The sequence below is a fragment of the Pseudomonas sp. JAI111 genome (assembly GCF_024809425.1).
GTDB lineage: Bacteria > Pseudomonadota > Gammaproteobacteria > Pseudomonadales > Pseudomonadaceae > Aquipseudomonas.
Genome location: NZ_JANUCB010000009.1, coordinates 1 through 21783, shown reverse-complemented (window position 1 = coordinate 21783; position 21783 = coordinate 1). Strand labels below are relative to the sequence as shown.

The window sequence follows — 21783 nt, the reverse complement described above, 5'->3', positions numbered from 1 at the left end:
AAAAAAGGCCGCATAAGCGGCCAAAAGGGAGGAGTTCGTTTTGCGGAACTCGATCAGTTCACGATGCGCAGCTCCCGGGAGCGCGACTGTCCGATGCCGTCGACCAGGTTATCGAGAATTCTCCAGTCGGGTATGTTCCGATCGATCACTGGTCGCTGGGTAGGTTGGCTCGTTGCATGATCAAAGGCCCGGCGCCAGGCCTTGGGTGTTATCCCTTCCAGACGGCTGAAGGTGCGGGTGAAATGCGAGTGGTCGGCGAAACCGCACTCATAGACGATGTCAGTGATGGGTATCGGGGTGCTTAACAGACTTTTGGCTTTTTCGATTTTCATCCTCACCAACCAGCCTTGCGGCGAGTGGCCGGTCACCTTTTTGAACGCCCGGGAAAAATGGCTGCGGGACAGATTGCAGTGTTCGGCAACCTCGCTGATGCGCACGCAGCTGCCTATGTCACGCAACATCAATTCCTTGGCACGGCGCTCTTGCCAGCCAGACAGGGCGCCCAGCGGTCGCGCAAGGGCTTGCGGATGGTCTGAATTTACCGATTGCGGATTCATGGCGGCTCTCCTGATCGTTCAGGAAAGTCTGTCCGCTGGTGACATTTAAAGTCCTTAAGCAAACCTTAAGAGTTCTGAAATGCAGCGCTCGTTGCAGCGCGTCCTGCCATGCGTGCTGTTCAGCTAGTATCAATTGTCCACGCCCGTGTGCATTCGCTTAAAGCGATGCCCTCTTCAGAAACTTCATGATTTCGAGAGAGTAGGCGCCTGGATGCGAGAATCTGAACATGTGGCCGGTGCGCGGCATGATGACTTCCTGCGAACCCTTGATGCCCTTCAGGAGGATGCCCGCGGCTTGTTTGCCGATCAGCTTGTCTTCCTCGGGAGTCAGGATCAGCGTGGGGACGTCGATCTTCCTCAGCATGGCCGTATAGTCCATTTTCTCGATTGAGCGCAGGCGGTTGACGTAGGCTTTGTGAGGAGTCTCCTTGACGAAGAATGCGCGACTCTTTGCGGTTGACCAAGGGATGTCTCCCTCCTTGTCAAACGACGAAGCTAACTGCGCAGCGTGGACCCGAAGGGTTGTCTGCCGGTAAAAAGGCCCGGGGAAGAATGGTGCAAGCGCTGCCATCGTTTTGAGCAAGGGCGATGTGATCGGGTTCTTGGCAAAACCACCAGAGAGCACCAGCCCTTTAAGACCCTTTGGCTGCCGCGTCGCAACCGCGATTGAGGATACCGCGCCATACGAATCGCCAATCAGCACATAGCTATCGAGGTCCTTCACCCGGTCGGCGATGAAGTCGGCCAACGTTTCCAGCTCGCATACGTCGTTCGGCAAACGAAGGGTTCGCATGGGGCGGCCTTGCAAGTAGGTCAACTGTTCAAGCTGCCACGGGGCGCCCGCGAAGCAAGGGATCATGACCAAGGTGGGCTCTGTTTTCATCAGGTACTCCTAGCGGGTTGAGTAAACGACGACCGAACTCTAGGAGGACCGAGGTGTTCGATCCAATGGCATTTATACAGCGTGTGGATGCACGAGATTCATGGGCGCGGCTCACTCTGGCCGCACCAGGTCAGGGCCGATGTTTTAGTCGGCGATCATCATGTTTGTAATCCACTCAACGGCAGGCTCGTTGGCACGTCCTTGTGCTCGAATAACCAGTACCTCCCACGTGGGGAGTACGAGGGGCAGTTCAAAGAGGCTTAGCTGCGCGGTCTCCTGCAGCTGTAATGCGACCCGCTCGGCAACAACGGCGATCGATTGCGAAGCGCCGACCATAAACGGAACAGCCAGAAAGCTGGGGCAGGTGACACTCACCTTGCGGGTCCGACCAAGCTTCTCCAGCGCATCGTCGACAACGCCCCGAGTGTCGCCGAGCGGAGAGACCAGTATGTGGGGCAGGCGAGCGAAGTCATCCAATTCCATGTGCAGCTTCCTGCCTCGCTTGACCAGAGCCGGGTGGTCATTGCACGCGATGCCAACGAAACGCTCCTTATGGACAAGCTGGCAATCAAAGCGCTGTGGGACCTGGGCAAAAGAGCCCGATCCCAGCACGATGTCGATCTCGCCAGTGTCCAGCATGCGCAGAGCGGATTCGACATCGGCCGGTCTGAGCCTCAGCACGGCGTCTGGCGCAGCGGCTTGGATCTTGGCCAGAACAGGGGTGATGACGGTCAATAACGCGTGATCGGTGGCCGCCACTGAGAGTATCGCTTGCAGACACCCTGGATCGAACGGCCCACGGGGACTGGCAACGAGCCTGACTGACTCGAGCACCGCCGCCACTCTGGGCATTAACTCTATGGCCAGCGGCGTCGGCGCGATCCCGCGGGGGTTGCGAATGAAAAGCTGATCAGCAAAAGCGGTACGCAGCCTCGCTAAGGCGTGGCTGGTTGCGGACTGGGATAAATGCAATTTTTCGGCCGCGCGACCAACGTGCCTTTCAGCCCAAAGCGCCTCAAGTACAACCAGAAGGTTGAGATCGAAACGCGTTAGATCCAGAGGCTTCATGCTGTATTGGTCTCTTTATTCATAATTCCAGGAACGGAGCTTTCGTATAGACCTTTCGGGGCAACGATGGCAACTATTCTGTCCGGCCTGAGCCACTGCGTTGATCCCAGCTCTATCAAGCGTCCTTTCGCCTGCGTGATGTTATCCATCCGCTGCTGGAGTCAATAGCTGAAGAAAGCGGGGGGAAACCTCATCCTTCTACGTGCTTGAGAACGGAAGCAAAGCTCTATTTTAGGTGGGCGGGTAGGGCGGTCGCAGACGACGGGAAGCAAGAAGCAGCATTGACTGGCCGCTATTTGGCCGTTTGCCGCCTGAATCATGCGTCGCCAAGAAACAAGGTATGGGTGGCATGGTCATCATCTGATCGGTTGAAGCCGCAATGCCGATAAAAGGCGTCTCCTTCAGGTGTATCAGTAGAAAGGCGTACGATCCGAAAACGATGAGAGGCGAATTCGACAAGCGCATTGACCAACGTTTGTCCGACTTTTAGTCCTCTTGATGAGGCTGCAACGTATACCCGTCGTAGCCTTGCCGTATCGTTTTGAGCGTACGGATCAACCGAAAGGCCTCCAATGCCTATCAGGCGATGGTCCCTATACGCTGCCATCAGACACTCGCCCGGTGCGTCGAAGCGATTTGCCCCGGATTTCCATTCGGCAATCAGGCGGGTGAGAAACCTGAAGCCTTCCCCGACCGCCTCTTTTTCAAGGGTCAGGATCTCTGGTGGAAGGCGCGCGATCCGTTGAATCTCCACTCGTTTCATTCATCGTCCCTGACTTGGCGACTCCCGTTCCTGCGCTTTCAAAAGACCGCTACCAAGGACATCAAATCCTACGCAGCGGCCATCATCAGGCGTGTAGACAGCGGGCTATGGTTTTATCAAAAGTCCCTGTCCTGTGGGCAGACTGGCAATCGCAATATCCCTTTTTGCGGCCCATTGATCCATCCCGTCCTTTTGCGGCTGATAGCCAAAGTAGGCGTAGTCATCCAGTAAAATGACCGCCCCCGACACCAATCGATCCCACAGAAACTCAATGGCCGCCACTTCTGGCTGCACGCAATTCATATCGATGTGCAAGTAAGCAATCTGTGTCGATTCGATCTGAGCCAGCGTTTCAGGAATGGAGCCTTGAATGATATTTACATTTGACCATTCCGAGAAATTTGCTCTTACCGCGTCAATGTTTGATGTGTACGTCCCGTCGTCGACCCACTTCTGGCTTTTACCAGAGACACCGCCGTCTTTCTCTTCATCAGATAAAAACCGGTCGTCGATGCCGGAGTAAGTGTCCAGAAGATGGAACATCTTGCCGGTGCTGTCCCAGTCCAGGTCTCTCATGATCGCTGAACTTAAAAAGCCATAATTGACACCACATTCGACAAAGTCACCTTGGCGTTTCGCTGCGGTCCGTGCTGCCCAAAGCCCTAGATGAACACGCCAGTACCATTGATAGTCGGCGCCTGAGGCCTCCATGCCTCGGTCATACGCAGCGATATAACGCGGATCACTCATGAAGTCGTGATTGTGTACGGTCCTCAATCCATCCGAATGGAATTCTCCCTTTACTTTAGGAAGTAGAGGATCTGAGTTCGGTTTATAAGGACGACCTTCTCCAACTCCCCACGTCAAGTAGTGAACTGCAGGATCGATACCTGACAATCTAACGTCAGGGTGTAGATACAGGTATTGCTCAGCAGAAAAATCTATAGGCAAACTCATTCCATATCCTTGTTAGCCTTTAAACAGCTCCATTCCCAATGCGCGATGCAAGGGTAATCACCAATCAGCATTCAAAAATCGGCGCGGGGCGATACTACATTAACGGCGTATCACCCTCTATGCAGAACACAAACTCCTTTGTGGTTGCTCTAGCGCAGCAGATGCACGGCCAGGCCCGTGAGCGCACAGCCCGTCAACACCGGGATGACGCCCCGCTTGAAGCGAAACAAGGCAATCGCGGCGGCGATTGCGATCAACGCCGAAGGCCAGTCGAGGCTGCCGTTGAAGCCCTTTGGCCAAAGCACGTGATAGCCGAAGAAACACGCCAGGTTGAGGATCACGCCAACCACCGCGGCGGTAATGGCGGTCAGTGGCGCAGTGAATTTGAGTTCGTTGTGGGTCGACTCCACCAGCGGGCCGCCCGCGAGGATGAACAGGAACGAAGGCAGGAAGGTAAACCACGTCACCAGCGAGGCAGCCAAAGCCCCGGCCAGAAACACCTGATCCGGCCCGAAAACCTGCGAGACATAGGCGCCGACAAAACCGACGAAGGCCACCACCATGATCAGTGGCCCAGGTGTTGTTTCGCCCAGCGCCAAGCCGTCGATCATCTGGGTTGGGGTCAGCCAGCCATAGTGACCGACCGCACCCTGGTAGACATACGGGAGCACCGCGTAGGCGCCACCAAAGGTCAGCAATGCCGCCTTGGTAAAGAACCATCCCATCTGGGTCAAGGTGCCCTCCCAACCAAAAACCACGGTCAAAAGGCCCATTGGTAATGCCCATAGCCCGACGGCGATCACGGCCAGCAGTGCCAGTTTTGGCCAACTGAACCGGGCATGTTCCGGGGAGGGGGTGTCATCATCGATCAAGGCCGGACCGAAGGATTTTTTTGAAGCACTATGGCCACCGGTTCTGAACTTCTCGGGCGCCAGGCGTCCGCCGACATAACCGATCAATGCAGCACCCAGCACAATCAGCGGGAACGGAACATTGAACGCGAAGATGGCGGTGAATGACGCCGCCGCTATCGCCCATAGCCAATTGTTTTTCAACGCCCGAGAGCCGATCCGATGGGCCGCCTGCACCACAATGGCCGTCACGGCGGGCTTGATCCCATAGAAGAGCCCGGCCACCACGGGTACTTCGCCGAACGCGATATACATCCACGACAGTGCGATCAGGATGAACAATGAGGGCAGGACAAACAGCGCCCCCGCAATCACGCCTCCCCAGGTCCGATGCATCAGCCAGCCAATGTAAGTTGCCAACTGCTGAGCCTCCGGCCCGGGCAGCAACATGCAGTAGTTGAGGGCATGCAGGAATCGGCGCTCGGATATCCAGCGCCGGCGCTCTACCAACTCCTGGTGCATGATCGAAATTTGCCCCGCAGGCCCACCGAAGCTGATAAAGCCGAGCTTCAGCCAAAACCAGAACGCCTCACGCAAACTGACTGCTTGCGGCCTCGACAGCTCTTCTTCAACCATGGGTGCCACCACCTTATTCATCGAGTTGTTCCTCTTTCACAAACACGGCGAGCAGACCATCGAAGATGGCGCTCGCAGCAGCCAGCAGGTCATCGTCATGAAGAATGGTTTGACGCAGCCCTGCGAGCACGCGCTCGATGCCGGTAGCCTCCACCGGTTGAATGCCTCCGACATCGAGGTAATGCACCAGCGCCGCAATGCGGTTCAGGCCAGGCGCTTGAAGCGCAAAACTGGCTTGCAACGTTTCGAAGCTCACGCGGTTGCCGACATGACTGAACGCCGCGTCATCGAAGTCGAACCCCACGGCATGGGCGGGGCAGTCCTGTGGGGTGTCCAGCCAGAGGATTTTAGCGCCAGGGTCAATGAAGCGGCGGATTAACCAGGAACAGGCCAGACGATCAACCCAAGGACGCTTACGGGTCGCCCAAACACGTCCTTGATAATCGTCACGGTCGAGCACCGTTATGGGTTGGTCGTGGCTGTGCGGCTCGTCTGAAGACAGGGTTCTGCTGACGGCAATCTCAAGCTCCTGCAAGACTGCATCAATCTGCTGCTTCGGTTTGCCCGGGAAGTAATCGATGGTGGTCAACTGCTCGTAGGTTTTGCGCAGTTTGCGAACCTGTTTCGTAATGGCCAGCGCGTTTTCAGGATTGAGCTGCCCACGGCACTCTTCGATCTCTGCGCGTAGCTTGCTGTAATCATCGCTACGGTCGAACAACTCGACGAAACGCTCCCCGTCAGGATCGACGACGGGCAGGATAAATGCGGTGCCATTGATCGCCAGGATGTCGCGCTCGACAGCGGCGAGGGTTTCACGACAGGCATTGGTGTCCGGCAACAGATAGGCACCATCACGCAGAACTGCCGCACCCGCAGCTCTCAACGCACGCCAGGCGCGCATGCGTTCGGTGGCATTGGCGGTGGGCAAGCCAAGAATCAGGGTTAGCCAGTTTTTCATGTAGAGTTAGCTATTAATTATGTAATTACAGTTACATTACTCTGGATTTTGGGGATTGAAAAGTTGCCCCTTTAGTCACTCGATACCACGAAGCTTTCACATTGATCCGACAGAGGCCAGACAATTGGACGCCTACGCTGGGCGCTGTCATGGGGTGATATCGAGGGGGGCAAGTAAGGCAGTCCTGATAGCCGGGGCTTGATGGGGAATGTTGGCGTAATCGTAATGACCAAGAACGCAAACGCATCTACTCAATAAGGGGTTACCTATGTCCATCGGAGCCGTATCCGCTTCAAATCCAGTGACTATCAATGGGCAGAGTTCTACCCAAAGTCAGCCACAGGCGAAAGAAAGTCAGGCAACGACCACTGCTAACGCGGCCAGCAATGTTGCAGCAGCACTGAAAGAAGCTACCGAAACTGCCGCGCAAACCGCTCAAGAGGCGGGGCATGGTGATCGTCAGGCACAGCGCTTGATGCAAAAGCACCAACATCAACCCGCAAGCTCAGCAGCGCCAACCTCTGGTGTTGTGAATGGTAACGGGCAGATCACCGGCGAGCTCATAAACACCAAAGCGTAATCGCTCGGATTCACTTCAAAAGGCTGGCGAATCCTGTGCGAGCAGGGTTTTCCGGTTGCCTTCAAAGCAGGGTAACTCGCCATTTCTTCTGCACTCTGGCTCAGAGTGTGTCTGTAGGCACCGGCGCAAGTTGCGTCAAAAGTCCAGGCGTCCTCGAACTTGCGCATGCGGCTTTTTCATTCACCAGACTCTCAGCGTTTTCCCTTGGATAATCTGCTCGTACATACGGACCCTTCGGTGACTTCGCGCATAACCGCCCATCGCCGATACAGTGCCGCTTTGAATGTGATCCAGGTAACGGAAGATCTTTCGCGGTGAAACAGAACGCACCTGATAGCCCAGGGCAGTCATTCGATCCTGCAGTTCATAACCCGGGTTACGCTTATCCATTTGAAAGTGAAAGCCGTGTTGCTTGATGAGCGCCACATTCCACAGCGTGCAAAAGCTCTTCAGGTGGACCTCTCGATACGGCTTGGGCGCTCTTGCCTGAACGCCGAGCGCCAGCAAACTCCGTCGGGCGTAGTGCTTGCAAAAACGTGAGGCCAGGCGCCAGGCCGAGCGAACGACACCCCGATCCAGTTGCTCCAGGCATCCGACGGCAGCCACGTCGCGTTGCTCCGTGCATTGGTCGAGCATCATGGCGAACACTGCCGGATCGTAAATGAAAGTATCGGTGTGCAACAGAAACAGATAGTCGGTTTCAACCTGTGCCAAGGCGAGATCCAGAGCACGGCCATGGGCAATGTTTCCGGCTTCGGGGCCTGTGTGCTTGCGTTCGATCAGCTCAATCCAGTCCTGCGAGCGCAAGTACTCGCTGCTTGCATCGTCGGAGTGGTTATCCACCACAATCACCGGAACATTTGTCCCACGCAGAGCTTCCTGCAGAAGCGTGAGACAGGTTTTGGTCAGATCAAGTGTTTTGTAGTTAACCAACACAATGCTGTAGTTGGCTGTCGCTGGAATTGGACGGGTCATAATCCGTGGTACCTCGATGATTTAACCGATATCGCGCAACACCGTTCTTAACGGTGACGGACGTTCACACGGTCAGTTCGAACGCGAGGCGTCACTGGAGGAGGTGTTCTGATTGCTGGCAGTGGCTGTAGCCGTGGCAGACCCTGACTGTTGCAGCGAGATCATGGCGGTCGCCCTTGCCGCTTCCATTTTGTTCATCACGGTATCGCCACCGCCTTCTGCCATTGCGGCGACGGAGGCGGTCATCAAGGTCACGATCAAAAGGGCTTTAAGGCTGTTCATGAGTGTTCTCCAGTAGTGAGTTGAGCCAACAGATTGTTTGTTGGCTTGAACTCATCTTGACGCTCACGTCCTTTCGCCCTGTTCTCCGCAAAATGAATTTTTCGACAGGTTGGCGGCGAGGCTGGATTTTTTGGGGGGCGAGGGGAGATCAATACGACGGGAGGATTTATCGCGTTGCGTGTTTCGGCCCACGCCCAGCCAAACCGCCAGGAGCCCGGCTAATCAGACAAGGCCAAGGGGCGCGGATGTGCCCGCCAACCCCGTCTTGCCAAGCAGTTCGATGCGACAGCCAGGCGCCGCGTCACTGACGGTCAGCTTGAGGTCGTGTAAGCGCGCAACGGCTGAGACCATGCTTAACCCCAGGCCATTCCCCGGCGTGTGTCGGCTCGCTTCGGCACGGTACAACCGACGAAAAACGGCTTCGCGCTCACCTTCGGCAATGCCCGGTCCGTTGTCTGTGACCCGAATTCCGACGGAGCCATGATCGGCGATCACGGTCAGGTTGACCTGGCTATGGTCGGGACAGAACTTGATGGCGTTATCCAGCAGATTGCAGAGTGCATCAAACAACAACTGCGCGTCTCCGGCGATGACGGCGGGACCCTGGCTTTCATTGAGCGTGAGGCTGATGCCACGTTCTTCTGCCAACGGCTCATAGAGCTCGGTGGCGTCGGCGCTGATCAGGTTGAGGTCCAGCGGTGCGAAGTGACTGCGGCGGGCGCTGTTTTCGATTTCCGAGATACGCAGCAAGGCCTTGAAGGTCAGCAGCAGCGCCTTGGCTTCGACCAGCGCTGCGTCGATGCTCGCGGCGTATTGCGCTTCATCGAGACCGCGGCGCTGGGTACGTTCCAGCCCGGCGATCAACCGAGTCAGAGGGGTGCGCAGGTCGTGAGCGATGTCGTCGCACACGCCTTTGACCTCGTTCATCAAGCGTTCCAGCTCATCGAGCATGCCGTTGACCACGGAGGCGAGGCGGTCGATGTCGTCGTTGTTGCCCTGGATCGGCAAGCGGCCGGTCAAGTCGCCTTCGATGATCCCCTTGATCGAGCGACTGACCTTGTCCAGGCGCCGATGGGCCGAGTAACCCAGCACCAACGCGCCAAACAGGCCGACCACCAGCAACAGCAGGCCGCCGGAAACGAGTGCCTTGATCAGCAGTTCGTCAAATTCGCGTATGTCGTGGATGTCCTGGGCTACCAGCAAGGTCTTGCCGTCGGCCAGGTGATGGACAATGAAGCGTATCGGGCGCTGATGACCACCGGGCTTGCGCCAATCGAACTCCTGAGGTTTGTCGTAGGCGGAGAAGGGCGGCAATTGCTGGATGGCCCCGGCAATGAACTGGCCTTGCGCGTCGAACAGGCTATGGGGAAGGCGCGCTTCGGTATCCTGTTCGGCGTGATTGCGGATTTCCCTGAGTTGCAACTCGGGGTCCTGCGCACTGCGGGTTTCCACCTGGCGATACAGCGCGGTATCCGCTTCGGTTTTCAGGTAGAACGCTGTTTGCCAATAGACATAGCCAAACAGCGCCAGAAACGAACAGCCGAACAGTCCGAGAAACAGCAGGCCGGTGCGAAAACTGATGGTGCGCGGGATCTCACTCAGGCGAACGGAGGACATAGCCGGCTCCACGAATGGTATGGATCATCGACGGTTCATTTTCGTCGTCGATCTTGCGACGCAAACGGCCCATGTGGACCTCGATGACGTTGGTGCGCTCGTCATAGGCGTAGTTCCAGACCGCTTCGAACAGCATGGTGCGGGTGACCACTTGCCCTGCATGGCGCATCAAGTGTTCCAGCAACGCGTACTCACGGGGCACCAGATCAATGACCCGGTCACCACGCCGGACCACCCGGCTCAACAGGTCGACCTCCAGATTGCCGACCCGCAAGCGTGTTTCCCGAGCTTCGGAGGCCGGTTCGGCGCGGCGACGGTTCAGCGCATCCAGGCGTGCAGTCAGCTCGATGAATTCGAAGGGTTTGGTCAGGTAATCATCACCGCCCGCGCGCAGGCCGCGAACCCTTTCGTCCAGCGCACTCAAGGCGCTGAGGATCAGCACGGGAGTGCTCACGCTTGCCGCCCGCAATGCGGTCAATACGCCAAGCCCGTCGAGGCCGCCGGGCAGCATGCGATCCAGGACGATCAGATCGAACGGTTCGCTCAGGGCTTTGAGCAGACCTTCGCGACCGTTGTGGACGCTGCTCACGGTGAAGCCGTGGTCACACAGCGCCGCTTCGATTTCGCGGCAGGTAGGCAAGTCGTCCTCGACGACTAGAACATGGGTCATGGCAGATGAACCGCTCACATAATCGGGCAGAGGTGGCATAGTGTGACAAAGCCTGCGGCTGTGCCACGTTCCCGTCAGGTAAATAAAAGTTTAGGTAGATTTCTGGAGACGGTGCCTTGCGCATTCTTGTGGTTGAAGATGACGCCCAGACCGCTGCGTACCTGCTACGCGGGTTGAGCGAAAGCGGTCACATCGTCGATATCGCCAGCGATGGCAACAGTGGGCTGGGCATGGCCCTGGAGCAAATCCATGACGTGCTGATCGTCGACCGCCGTTTGCCCGGCCTCGACGGTGTCGGCCTGGTCAAGGCGCTGCGAGCTAAACAGTTGCGGGTGCCGATCCTGATGCTCAGCGCGCAGGCGTCCACCACCGACAAGGTTGAAGGCCTGCAGGCCGGTTGCGATGATTATCTGGCCAAGCCTTACGCGTTCGCCGAAGTACTGGCGCGGCTCGATGCCTTGCTGCGCGGGCGCGAACAGACGACGAGGCCCGCGCGACAGTTGCAAGTCGGTGAGTTGCAACTCGACTGCGCCACACGCACCGCGGTGCGTCAGGGCCGGGTCATTGCCCTGCAGCATCGCGAGGCGCTTTTGCTGGAAAAACTCATGCGCCACAGCGGTCAGGTGGTGACCCGCGACATGCTGCTCGACAGCGCCTGGGACTACTCTTTCGACCCCAATGACAACGTTATCGATAAACATATCCATCGCTTGCGGCGCAAACTCGATGAAGGTTTCGACTATTCGCTGATCAAGACCATTCCCGGTGCCGGCTACAGCTTTCAGGAGACGCCGGAGAAAGGCTAAACAAAAGTTTATCTGCCGACGAACGCTCTGGCAGGCACCCCTCGCCATCTTCTGCCCATTCGTGGATTGCTCCACACAGGATTTAGCGGGGGATGGCTTGCCCATGTCGGTATCAACTTTGGCGGCACGCAGCAGGCGGGTTGCGTGTCTTTCATCCGTGGCGTTGACGTTGTTCGGCATGCTCATGCTTGACGGCTGCTCGATGGTGCCGCAATACCAGCAACCCGAGTTGCCCCTGGCGCAACAGTTCAATGGCCCGACAGACAGCTCGGCGGCTCAGGGCGGCCAGTGGTGGCGCGAGTTTCACAGCGCCGAACTCGACTCACTGATCGCCCGGGGCCAGGCCTCCAACTACACCCTCAAGGCGGCGGTCAGCCGCATCGATGAAGCCCGCGCCTCGGCGCAGGTGGCGGGGGCGGCGCAATATCCGGCGCTGAATCTGGGAGGCAATTACCAACGACAGAACAATTACGGCTCCACGGAAAAACGCAGCGTATTTGCCGAAGCTACCTATGAAGTGGATTTCTGGGGCAAACAGCGCGCTGCCGCTGACTCCGCCGATGCGTTGGCCAATGCCACGGTATTTGATGCGCAAACCCTGCGCATGAGCCTGGGCGCGAGCATCGCCGACCGCTACTTCGAGGTGCTGTCCCTGGAGGACCGGCTGCGTCTGGCCCAATCCATTGCCGACGATGCGCGACAGGTGTTGGATCTGGTGGAAGTCCAGGCCAGCCAGGGCGCCGTGTCGAATCTGGAAGTCGCCCAGCAGCGCAATGCCATGCAGACCTTTGAAGCGGCGATGCCGCCCCTGCGGCAACAACGGGACCTGGCGCTCTACCAACTGGCCGTTTTGGTGGGGGCACAGCCCGAGGGCTTTCATCTGCAAGGAAACGGGCTGAAAACCCTGCAAGTGCCGCAGCCTTCGACCGGGTTGCCGATTGGTTTGTTGCGCCAGCGGCCGGACATCCAGGCCGCCGAAGCGCGGCTGAAATCCGCCAATTTCGACGTGGGCGTGGCCCGTGCCGCGTTTTTACCGAACCTGTCCCTGGACCTGCTGGGTGGCATCGATACGCTCGCCGGCGGCCAGATCTGGAGCGCCATCGGCACGCTCAGCCAACCGGTGTTTGCCGGTGGTCAGCTCAAGGGTCAACTGCATTTCGACCAGGCCCATGTCCAGGAGCTTGCATCGAGTTATCGCGAGTCGATCATCGAAGCGCTGCAGGATGTTGAAACCCAGCTCAGTGCGGCCCGCGAACTGGATAAAAGCTACGTCCTGAACCAGTCCGCCGTGGACTCTGCCCGCGAAGCCGCACGTCTGGCGCAGGTTCGCTACCGGCTCGGCTCGACCGATTTCCAGACCCTGCTGATCGTCGAACGCACCCAATACCAGGCCGAAGACACGCTGTTGCAGGTACGCCTCCAGCATTTGCAGGCCGCCGTCGGCCTGTTCCGCGCCCTGGGCGGGGACTTCTCGCCGAACACCCTTGCTTTCAATTCTTCTGCTCAGGTGGCTCACCCATGAATGCCTTGAACCCACGTCGTCGCGTTATGTTCGCAGGGGCAGTGGTGCTCTCGCTGGCTGCTGTCATCGGCGGCTTTCAATGGACCCGGCAAGCCCATGCCGCACCGGTGAAAGTCGATGCCGGCGCCGTGCCGGTGCAGATGACCCAGGTCAGTCGCCAGGACCTGCCCGTCTGGATCAGCGCCATCGGCAACGTGCAGCCGCTCAACAGCGTGAATGTGCGGGTGAGGGTGGACGGTGAGCTGCAAAAAGTCCTGTTCAACGAAGGGCAGACCGTCACCGCTGGCAGCTTGCTGGCGGTCATCGACCCGCGGGTGTATCAGGCACAGGTGGCCCAGGCACAGGCATTGGTCGCCAAGGACCAGGCGCAACTGGCTAACCTGAAAGTCAACCTTGAGCGGGCCAGTAAACTGGCCGCCGCCAAGGCCGGGCCGACCCAGGACGTCGACACCTACCGCGCACAACTGGCCGCCCAGCAGGCCACCTTGCAGGCCGATCAAGCGGGACTGGACGCGGCGCGCCTGCAACTGGAGTTCACCCAGGTCAAGGCACCGTTGACCGGTCGTACCGGCCAGCGCCTGCTGGACGTCGGCGCGATTGCCCACGGCGCCGAAGCCACCGGACTGGTGACGATCACCCAGATGAACCCGATTTCCGTGGCCTTCGCCGTGTCCCAGGACGAACTGGCGGAAATTCTCGAAGAGAACGCCAAAGGCGCATTGCAGGTGGTGGCGATGACCCGCGATGGACAACAGGAAATCGCCCGCGGCCATTTGAGTTTTATCGACAGCCAGGTCACCGCCGCCAGTGGCCAGATCCAGCTCAAGGCGCAATTCGACAATGGCGCCGCGAAACTCTGGCCGGGCGAGTTGGTGAGCGCGCGGTTGCTGGTGCAGACGCACAAGGACGTGGCCGTGGTCCCGGCCGACGCGGTGCAATTGGGACGTCAGGGTAACTTCGTCTATGTGGTGGATGCCGATCAACGGGTGCAACCGCGTCTGGTCGATGCCGCCACGGTTGTCGATGGCAAGCAGTGGATCCGCCAAGGCCTGGCGGCTGGTGAAACCGTGGTGGTGCAGGGCCAGTCGCGCATCGCGCCGGGGCTGAAGGTCACGCCGGTCAAGACCGACACCACTGCCGATTTGGCGGAGGCGGCCCAATGAATGCGCTGGCCGGATTGATTCAACGGCGTGTCGGGCTGAGCCTGTTGGCCATCGGGGTCTTGCTGCTCGGTGCCTTCGCTTACTTTCATCTGCCTGTGGCGCCGCTGCCGACGGTGGATTTCCCGACCATTCAGGTCACCGCCAAACTCTCCGGGGCAAGCGCCGAAACCATGGCGTCTTCGGTGGCGACGCCCTTGGAACGCGCCTTTGCGGCCGTGCCACAAGTGACGTCGATGACCTCGTCGAGTGCGGCGGGTAAAACCCAGGTGGTATTGCAGTTCGATCTGTCGCGAGACATCGATGGTGCTGCGCAGGATGTGCAAACAGCGATCAACACAGCCACGCCGAACCTGCCCAAGACCATGTCCAGCGCACCGACCTTCAACAAGGTCAATCCGGCCGAAGGCACCGTGATGTCGCTGGCCGTGACATCACCCGTGCGCACGTTGCCAGAGCTGGACCGCTACGCCGACAACTACATTGCCCAGCGCTTGTCGCAGATGCCCGGCGTCGGCCTAGTGGATTTTCACGGAGAACAGAAACCGGCGGTGCGGGTACAGATCGATCCCGATGCGCTGGCCGCTCGCGGCCTGACCCTGGAGGATGTGCGCAGTGTGATCGGCGTCAGCACCCTTGATCAGCCCAAGGGCACCCTCGATGGCCAAAGCCGTTCGATCACCCTCGGTGCGACCGATCAATTGCTCGACCCACAGCACTATCGTGATCAGGTTATCGCCTATAAGAACGGCATGCCGATCAAGCTCGGTGACCTGGGGCGGGTGATTGCCGGCGCCGAGGACACGCAACAAGCCGCGCAACTGGGTGCCGAGCCAACGGTTATCGTCGACATCCACAAACAGCCGGGTTTCAACCTGCTGTCGACCATCGCCACCCTCAAGGCCAAGCTGCCCGAGCTGACCGCCTCGTTGCCGCGAGACGTACAGGTACAGGTAGTCGGTGACCGTACCCAGACCATCGAAGCCTCGGTCAACGACATGCAGTTCACCTTGCTGCTGTCGATTGCGCTGGTGGTCGTGGTGATCTTTGTGTTTCTGCGCAAAGCCACGGCGACGCTGATTCCCAGCCTGACCATCCCGTTGTCCCTGGTGGCCACGTTCGGGGTGATGTACTTGTTGGGCTATAGCCTCGACAACCTGTCGATCATGGGCCTGGCGATTGCCGTAGGGTTTGTGGTGGACGATGCCATCGTGGTCATGGAAAACATTGTCCGGCATCTGGAAATGGGCAAGTCGCGCCTGCAGTCGGCGGTCGACGGTTTGCGCGAGGTGGCGTTCACCATTGTCTCGATGACGGTGTCGCTGATTGCGGTGTTCCTGCCGATCCTGTTGATGTCCGGCATTGTCGGGCGCTTGATGCGTGAATTTGCGGTGACCGTCAGCGTCGCGATTATCATGTCCGGCATCGTTTCCCTGACCATCACACCCATGCTCTGCGCGTGGCTGCTCAAACCCCATGCCGATCATGAAGAGGGGCGCTTTGCCCAGGCCTGCGAGCGGGTGTTCGAAGGGCTGCACGATGGTTATCGCCGTAGCCTGGATTGGGTGCTGGACCATCAGCGCATCACCATGGCGGTGGCCGTCGCAACCATGGTGGCGACGGCGGTGCTGTATGTCGGCATCCCCAAGGGCTTCTTTCCGCAACAGGACAACGGCTTGATCCAGGGTGTGGCCGAAGCAGCGGCTGATATTTCACCCATCGCGATGCGTGCACAGGTCAACCGCGCTGCCGACATCATTGGCCAGGACCCGGCGGTGGCCCGGGTGTATTTCTGGATCGGCCCGAACCCGACCGTGAGCCAGGGCAAGGTGATGATCAACCTGAAGCCGTTCAGCGAGCGCACCGCCAGCGCTGCAGAAGTTATCCGTCGCCTGCAACCGGCGCTCGACCGGTTATCCGGAATCAAAGTGTTCATGCAGGCCAACCAGGATATCCAGATTGGTGGTCGTGCCAGCAAGACCCAATACCAGTACACCCTGCAAGACCCGGACAGTGTCGAACTGGATCACTGGAGCGGTGTACTGCTGGAGAAACTCAAGAGTTTGCCGCAGTTGCAGCACGTAACGTCGGACCAGCAGCAGGCCATCGCCCAATCGACCCTGGTGATCGACCGTTCTACGGCTGCACGGCTGGGCGTAACGGTGCAGGCTATCGACGACGTGCTGTATGACGCCTTCGGTCAGCGACAGATTGCGACGATGTTTACCCAGCTCGATCAGAACCACGTGATCCTTGAACTCGACCCGAGCTGGCAAACGTCCACCGCCACCCTTGAGCATTTATTTGTCCGCGCAAGTTCCGGCGCCCTGGTGCCGCTGAACCTGCTGGCCAGCGTCAAGACCGAACAAGTGCCGATCATCATCAACCACCAGGGCGTGTTCCCGGCCATTACCCTGTCGTTCGACCTCGCGCCCGGCCATGCCCTGAGTGAAGCGGTCACCGCGATCAATCAAGCGTCCCTGGCCGTGGCCATGCCCGACACCGTGCTGGGCAGTTTCCAGGGCACCGCTCAGGCTTTTCAGGACTCATTGAAGTCACAACCCTGGCTGATTCTGGCGGCGATCCTCACGGTCTACATCGTACTGGGCGTGCTGTACGAGAATGCGATTCACCCGCTGACCATCATATCGACCTTGCCTTCAGCTGGTTTCGGCGCACTGCTGGCATTGATGCTCTGTGGTCAGGATCTGTCGGTGCTGGGGATGATCGGCATCATTTTGCTGATCGGTATCGTCAAGAAGAACGCGATCATGATCGTCGACTTCACGCTGCAGGCTCAGCAGCAGGGCCTGTCGCCCCGGGATGCTGTGCGTGAAGGTTGCCTGTTGCGCTTGCGACCGATTCTGATGACCTCACTGGCTGCCTTGCTGGGGGCCGTGCCGCTGGCGTTCGGGCACGGTGCCGGCTCCGAGTTGCGTCAGCCGTTGGGCATCGCGATTGTCGGTGGCCTGGCGGTATCGCAGATTCTGACGCTCTACACCACGCCCGTGGTCTATCTCTGGTTCGAGCGCCGACGCCGCAAAACGCTGCCTGAAACCGCAGAGGTCAACGTTTGAAACCCATGGCAGGCATTCGCCTCGATCAGTCGAAGATTTTGTCCTGTGGCTTGCCGTGTCGAGCTAACAGAACATTGCCATCCCAATCCCCATTTGCTGTTTCTTCGGGTCGGGGCAGGAGCTGCCTGTTGTCTAAAACGCCAGCCAGAGTGCCCCTTGGTGCATTCATACCGGGCTGTGTCGACGTTAACGTCACGAGGGAGAGGGGATGATAGAAGCGCTCCTCAACAACTGACCCCATCCACAGCGCTGAAGAAGTCCCGTTTTTGAGTTCGAAATCGACGACCCATACTCGAAGCACGAGGCGCGAGCTGGTCAGTGCGCCATTACTGTTCGGTCGAATGAGCGTCAGGCTGGGGAGGCGACCACTGGCGAACAGTGGAATGACTGGAAGCGCTGCCGAGTCGGTCTGGATGGAGAGCCAATTCAGGGCATTCAACGGTGTCCAGGCCGCTGAGTCGCGCCACCCGTTACGTTGCAGGACATCCTGCAACTCCGTCAGGCCACCGGCCCACTGGAACGTCAGCGGCTCATTCGTCTCGCCAGTCAGATCGATACGCCGTGCCGGCAGTTGTTCCCAACCCGACGCCCACCATTGCGTGGCGGTCATGGACGGCTCTCCTGGCTTGATGGCATAGCGATCGTTGTCTGTCGCATGGTTACGATAGACATTCAGTCCGCCGGCCAGAATCAGTGCCAAACCTCCGGCGGCGAACAAGCCCATGGAGTCAATGCGTCCGGCTTCGCGCTTCAGGTAGGACAGGCTGAGCAATGCCAGCCACGCCGACCCGAATGCCACCCCCCCGAGCACGTCGGAAAGCCAATGCGCACCAAGGTACAGGCGCGAGAAGGCAATCAGAAATATCAGGGTTGCTGCGCCGAGAATGACCACCAGGCGCCATGCCGGGCGAATCTCGCGCGCGATGAGAAAAGCAAGGAAACCGTACAGCACGAAGTTGACCGTGCTATGGCTGCTGGGGAAGGAAAATGCACTCCACCCAGAGTAGAGAAGTTCACCGGGGCGAGCTCGATGCAACGCGACTTTGATGATTGTGTTGAGCACCGAAGCGCCGGTAATTGCTACCAGCCAATAAATGGCTGTACGCCAGGCGCGTTTCCACAAGAGCCACAGTAAGACAACCGTCGTGACCGCCACCACGACCAGGGTATCGCCGAGCTCCGTAATGGCGATCATCACTGCATCACCTGGCGCTGTACGAAGATCCTGAAGGGCGTGATATATCGCGCTGTCTGCGAGCAGTAACGGGTCACCGGTGACCACATCTTCAAGGATGCCGAAAAAGAGCCACGCTGCACCGACGAGAAGCACTGCCGACAATGCGAGAGTCCGTGCTTCGGGTCGTGAAGGATCGAGCAATCGGGTGACGCCGCGGCTCAACCGTGTGTCGTGGGTGCCTGCCCACGACCGCAGTCGCCGCAGTGCGTCGATGAAGAAAGGGACACCATGACGCAGCGTCCAGCGCACGATATGCAGGAGTGCCCAGCCCGTCGCGAGTAGAACGACCAACAAGATCGCGAGGGGCTTGGCAGCCGCTCCAAGAAGGCGGAACGTTGCGCCTGCGAGAACGCCTGAGAGGATATGCGACAAAGCCCAGGCGAACGCCGAGGCGATATTGACCGCATAGAATCGACTGGCCGCCATCCCCATCATTCCGGCGAATAGCGGAATGAAGGCGCGGACACCCGGTACAAAGCGCGCGAAAAATACACTCATGGCGCCGTGACGCTCAAAGAAGGCTTCGCTACGCTGAATCAGTTCAGGGTGTCGGTTCAAAGGCCAGAAACCAAGAATTTCTCGGTGGTATCGACGCCCGAGCCAGAACGAAAAACCATCGCTCACGATGGCACCTGTCGTGGCGGCGATCAGCAGCGGCCAGAGCAGTAATACGCCACTGGGCACCAAGGCACTGAGTGCGAGAATCACCGCGGTACCGGGAACGACAGCGCCGATAATCGGGATTGACTCGGAAAGTGCCAGAAGAAACACCGCCAGATAGGCAATATGCGGATTCACCGTGAGGAACTCGATGATTGATGAGACCAGGGACGTCATCATTCGCAGGCAGCCTATGCAGTGTCGGTGAGGACGCAATCGATGTGCGTGTCTTCCCGATTAGTCGCACACCGTGATGAAGCAGTTGCCGTCTCAGTGGTGAGCTCTTCGGTGCGCCTTTCCAAGTTACCACGGTGCAACGCGTGCGCGGGGCCACTAACGGCCCCACCATCGCACTTTCAGCACGAGGATGAATCATGCGTATGTGGTTAGGAGAGGCAGCCCGGCTCATCAGCCGATGGATGATGGCGGCGGGTATCAGCCTTGTCGCAATCTTGACTAGTGTCCAGGCTCAAACCACACCTCAAGCCACTCTTGAGATAAAGAGCTTGCTGGACTATGTCGAGCATAGTGAATGTCTGTTTGTGCGCAACGGGAGCGAATACCCAGGTCCTCGGGCTCGGGCGCATCTTGAGCAGAAGCTGAATTATCTCGAAGGCAAGAATAAGGTGAACAGCGCAGAAGACTTCATCGATCTTGCTGCCACCAGAAGCAGCATGAGTGGCCGCGCCTATGAGGTGAAATGTCCAGAAGGCGTGCAACCGGCAGGTACGTGGCTGAAGCGGGAACTTCAGAGGCAACGGCAGCTTCATTAATTTTCATTCAGCTAAAGAACACCGCTCGAGTTGATGAGGTGCACACCTCACCAGGCCCAAGGGCTGAAAAAGTACGAAAGCATCTGACGTATTCCAGGACGAGGTAAGGCCGACAAACGCCCCTCAGCCCCTCAATTCAAGGTGCTACAAATAGCTTCGCGCATGGGCACATACATCACCGAATGTCCTAGACTCGTTTGCTCTGCCAATCAGCCAAGGAAGAATCAATGGGCATTCGAGGTAAGGACCATCAGATTGACAACATTGAGTTCAATGTCGTTGATATAGCCATCAGCAAGGCGTTCTACGGAAGCGTATTTAACTGGAGTTTCGTCGACTATGGGCCGACCTATAGTGAGTTCAGCGACGGTCGTATGACGGGCGGATTCACTACAGGAGAACCTGTGCGGCCGGGCGGCCCACTAGTCATTCTCTACGCAGAAGACCTGGACCTAATCCAACTCAGGCTCAAGGCTGCAGGCGCTACGATAAGCCGTGAGATTTTCTCGTTCCCAGGTGGGCGCCGTTTCCACTTCATCGACCCGGATGGTTACGAACTAGCCGTGTGGTCGAGTTCTCAATGACCTCGAGGTAAGTCTGTCGATGGCCAAATTGTGGAGAGCCCGACCCCATGCCTTCTCCGCTAGCTGAAGCCTTACCCGAATGGCCCAGATATCTCTGACTCGGAGTGGGGCTTTCAGCCCTACAAACTTTCCCTTGTTCCAAGGCTGATGCGATGTAAAGCAATAGTGTTCATGGCTTGTCCTCCGGGTGGAGGGAGGACAAGGGGGGGGCGCATTCGCGATGCATGGTGGTCGCCAATCGACCTAAAGACGGTGGCCCTGTGGGCTGTGGGTACGGTTTCAGCTTCAATGTCAGCAATGAGGCTAGCGCGTCGGCCCCGCAAATGTGGTGTCCATCGTGTGTCGGTCGTAATCCAGCAGGTATGTATGATGCTGACGATACAGCTGTGAAAGCATATTTTTGTTGGGGCCAACCACGTCCATACCTCTGTCGTCGTAGGGAAAAACCATGACGCGCTTCTTCAAATTGAAGAGGTATAAAACGCAGTTGGGTTTAGGCTGAATTGCGGCAAAATCTCTAGCCAAAGCACACCAAAGAAATGCTTGAAGCAGAGTCGCAGGCGCTTCAAATGCGATGTTGATCCAATATTCCGGATCACTTTCGCAAAACCACTCCTCCTGATCTATCTCCTCACTCCAGACTGAGCATTCCGTAGGTATGTTAATGCCGGCAGATCGAAGAGCGTAAATCACGGGCCGATGAGCAAATCGGTTGCTGCCAGAATGAATGCGCAGACAAGCAACAAGCGTCGCTTCATCAAGGAAGATATCGCTACAGATCTTTGTTGATTTTCGTAGTGCTGTTAGAAATTGCTCAATCTCTCCACCAGATTCAGAGAGCTCAAAGCGCAGGCCTCCTGGATAGGAATAAAAAAGTGGCCTGGCAAATGCTTTGCCACCAAAGATCCTCTCAATCTCAAGTTGTAGATTCACTTGATCCCTTCATGACTCATATCCCGCCTCCAAAGCTTGCGCGGTGCAGACGAATATTAATGTATACGCAATATCTGCGCTAAGCCGCAAGCGTCCGCTTTTTGCCGTTGTCTGCCTGTTGCGACCGGCTGAAAACGACCCAGGCCGTGTGAAAACGCACTGAATACGTCGAAAGTTGAGAGCTACGGGCGTTGCCTGCGAAACCAGCAGACTGAAGCGCGAATTGCCCTCGTC

General features: G+C 58.0%; 20 protein-coding genes and 1 pseudogene. 7 read left to right on the top strand and 14 right to left on the bottom strand.

Going from position 1 to position 21783, the window contains the following annotated elements; all coding sequences use genetic code 11:
- Nucleotides 1-53: 53 nt before the first annotated feature.
- The 7 genes from HNR03_RS24070 to HNR03_RS24040 all read right to left on the bottom strand — a co-directional run bounded on the left by HNR03_RS24070 (nucleotide 54) and on the right by HNR03_RS24040 (nucleotide 6673).
- The gene (locus tag HNR03_RS24070) at nucleotides 54-557 is read right to left on the bottom strand and encodes a helix-turn-helix transcriptional regulator (RefSeq protein ID WP_259156234.1); all 504 of its coding nucleotides are present in this window, start codon (nucleotides 555-557) and stop codon (nucleotides 54-56) included.
- Between the two features lie 157 nt (nucleotides 558-714).
- Complete coding sequence (locus HNR03_RS24065; RefSeq protein ID WP_259156233.1) at nucleotides 715-1440, bottom strand: alpha/beta fold hydrolase; 726 nt, start codon at nucleotides 1438-1440, stop codon at nucleotides 715-717.
- Nucleotides 1441-1584: 144 nt separating this feature from the next.
- The gene (locus HNR03_RS24060) at nucleotides 1585-2508 is read right to left on the bottom strand and encodes a LysR family transcriptional regulator (RefSeq protein ID WP_259156232.1); all 924 of its coding nucleotides are present in this window, start codon (nucleotides 2506-2508) and stop codon (nucleotides 1585-1587) included.
- Nucleotides 2509-2824: 316 nt separating this feature from the next.
- Nucleotides 2825-3271, bottom strand: a complete 447-nt coding sequence (locus tag HNR03_RS24055; protein WP_259156231.1) for a GNAT family N-acetyltransferase — start codon at nucleotides 3269-3271, stop codon at nucleotides 2825-2827.
- 105 nt (nucleotides 3272-3376) lie between these two features.
- A complete protein-coding gene (locus tag HNR03_RS24050) occupies nucleotides 3377-4228 on the bottom strand; it encodes a class I SAM-dependent methyltransferase (RefSeq protein WP_259156230.1) in 852 nt (283 codons plus the stop codon).
- Between the two features lie 149 nt (nucleotides 4229-4377).
- A complete protein-coding gene (gene chrA, locus HNR03_RS24045; protein WP_259156229.1) occupies nucleotides 4378-5736 on the bottom strand; it encodes a chromate efflux transporter in 1359 nt (452 codons plus the stop codon).
- Complete coding sequence (locus HNR03_RS24040; protein WP_259156228.1) at nucleotides 5729-6673, bottom strand: chromate resistance protein; 945 nt, start codon at nucleotides 6671-6673, stop codon at nucleotides 5729-5731. Before HNR03_RS24040 ends, chrA begins: the two co-directional genes overlap by 8 nt.
- Nucleotides 6674-6941: 268 nt before the next feature.
- Here HNR03_RS24040 and HNR03_RS24035 point away from each other — a divergent pair, with 268 nt between their 5' ends.
- Nucleotides 6942-7253: a hypothetical protein gene (locus HNR03_RS24035; RefSeq protein WP_259156227.1), complete on the top strand. Its 312-nt coding sequence runs from the start codon at nucleotides 6942-6944 to the stop codon at nucleotides 7251-7253.
- Between the two features lie 180 nt (nucleotides 7254-7433).
- Here the strand turns inward: HNR03_RS24035 and HNR03_RS24030 are convergent, their stop codons facing one another.
- The 4 genes from HNR03_RS24030 to HNR03_RS24015 all read right to left on the bottom strand — a co-directional run bounded on the left by HNR03_RS24030 (nucleotide 7434) and on the right by HNR03_RS24015 (nucleotide 10797).
- Nucleotides 7434-8228: a glycosyltransferase gene (locus HNR03_RS24030; protein ID WP_259156226.1), complete on the bottom strand. Its 795-nt coding sequence runs from the start codon at nucleotides 8226-8228 to the stop codon at nucleotides 7434-7436.
- Nucleotides 8229-8300: 72 nt separating this feature from the next.
- Complete coding sequence (locus HNR03_RS24025) at nucleotides 8301-8510, bottom strand: co-regulatory protein PtrA N-terminal domain-containing protein (protein ID WP_259156224.1); 210 nt, start codon at nucleotides 8508-8510, stop codon at nucleotides 8301-8303.
- A 222-nt stretch (nucleotides 8511-8732) separates the two neighbouring features.
- Nucleotides 8733-10127, bottom strand: a complete 1395-nt coding sequence (locus HNR03_RS24020; protein ID WP_259156223.1) for an ATP-binding protein — start codon at nucleotides 10125-10127, stop codon at nucleotides 8733-8735.
- The gene (locus HNR03_RS24015; RefSeq protein ID WP_259156222.1) at nucleotides 10105-10797 is read right to left on the bottom strand and encodes a response regulator transcription factor; all 693 of its coding nucleotides are present in this window, start codon (nucleotides 10795-10797) and stop codon (nucleotides 10105-10107) included. The genes HNR03_RS24020 and HNR03_RS24015 overlap by 23 nt, the downstream gene beginning before the upstream one ends.
- Nucleotides 10798-10913: 116 nt before the next feature.
- Here HNR03_RS24015 and HNR03_RS24010 point away from each other — a divergent pair, with 116 nt between their 5' ends.
- The 4 genes from HNR03_RS24010 (at nucleotide 10914) to HNR03_RS23995 (ending at nucleotide 17362) form a co-directional block, all read left to right on the top strand.
- Nucleotides 10914-11603 carry a response regulator transcription factor gene (locus HNR03_RS24010; protein WP_259156221.1) on the top strand — a complete coding sequence of 230 codons (690 nt, stop codon included), beginning with the start codon at nucleotides 10914-10916 and terminating at the stop codon, nucleotides 11601-11603.
- A 103-nt stretch (nucleotides 11604-11706) separates the two neighbouring features.
- Nucleotides 11707-13125, top strand: coding sequence for an efflux transporter outer membrane subunit (locus HNR03_RS24005; protein ID WP_259156220.1), 1419 nt, complete (start codon nucleotides 11707-11709; stop codon nucleotides 13123-13125).
- Entirely contained in the window at nucleotides 13122-14288 is a 1167-nt protein-coding gene (locus HNR03_RS24000) for an efflux RND transporter periplasmic adaptor subunit (RefSeq protein WP_259156219.1), read from the top strand. Before HNR03_RS24005 ends, HNR03_RS24000 begins: the two co-directional genes overlap by 4 nt.
- Nucleotides 14285-17362, top strand: a complete 3078-nt coding sequence (locus tag HNR03_RS23995) for an efflux RND transporter permease subunit (RefSeq protein WP_259156218.1) — start codon at nucleotides 14285-14287, stop codon at nucleotides 17360-17362. The genes HNR03_RS24000 and HNR03_RS23995 overlap by 4 nt, the downstream gene beginning before the upstream one ends.
- Before the next feature lie 25 nt (nucleotides 17363-17387).
- Here HNR03_RS23995 and HNR03_RS23990 read toward each other — a convergent pair whose 3' ends face one another.
- Nucleotides 17388-19439, bottom strand: coding sequence for a bifunctional DedA family/phosphatase PAP2 family protein (locus HNR03_RS23990; protein ID WP_259156217.1), 2052 nt, complete (start codon nucleotides 19437-19439; stop codon nucleotides 17388-17390).
- A 194-nt stretch (nucleotides 19440-19633) separates the two neighbouring features.
- Here HNR03_RS23990 and HNR03_RS23985 point away from each other — a divergent pair, with 194 nt between their 5' ends.
- Complete coding sequence (locus HNR03_RS23985; RefSeq protein WP_259156216.1) at nucleotides 19634-20032, top strand: DUF5329 domain-containing protein; 399 nt, start codon at nucleotides 19634-19636, stop codon at nucleotides 20030-20032.
- A gap of 227 nt (nucleotides 20033-20259) precedes the next feature.
- Nucleotides 20260-20616: a VOC family protein gene (locus HNR03_RS23980; RefSeq protein WP_259156215.1), complete on the top strand. Its 357-nt coding sequence runs from the start codon at nucleotides 20260-20262 to the stop codon at nucleotides 20614-20616.
- 15 nt (nucleotides 20617-20631) lie between these two features.
- On the opposite strand, the pseudogene HNR03_RS32025 reads toward HNR03_RS23980, so the two are convergent.
- Both HNR03_RS32025 and HNR03_RS23975 read right to left on the bottom strand, forming a co-directional pair.
- A pseudogene (locus HNR03_RS32025) lies at nucleotides 20632-20789 on the bottom strand (integrase); the annotation flags it as partial.
- 130 nt (nucleotides 20790-20919) lie between these two features.
- Nucleotides 20920-21549, bottom strand: coding sequence for a DUF3885 domain-containing protein (locus HNR03_RS23975; protein WP_259156214.1), 630 nt, complete (start codon nucleotides 21547-21549; stop codon nucleotides 20920-20922).
- Between the last annotated feature and the right edge of the window lie 234 nt (nucleotides 21550-21783).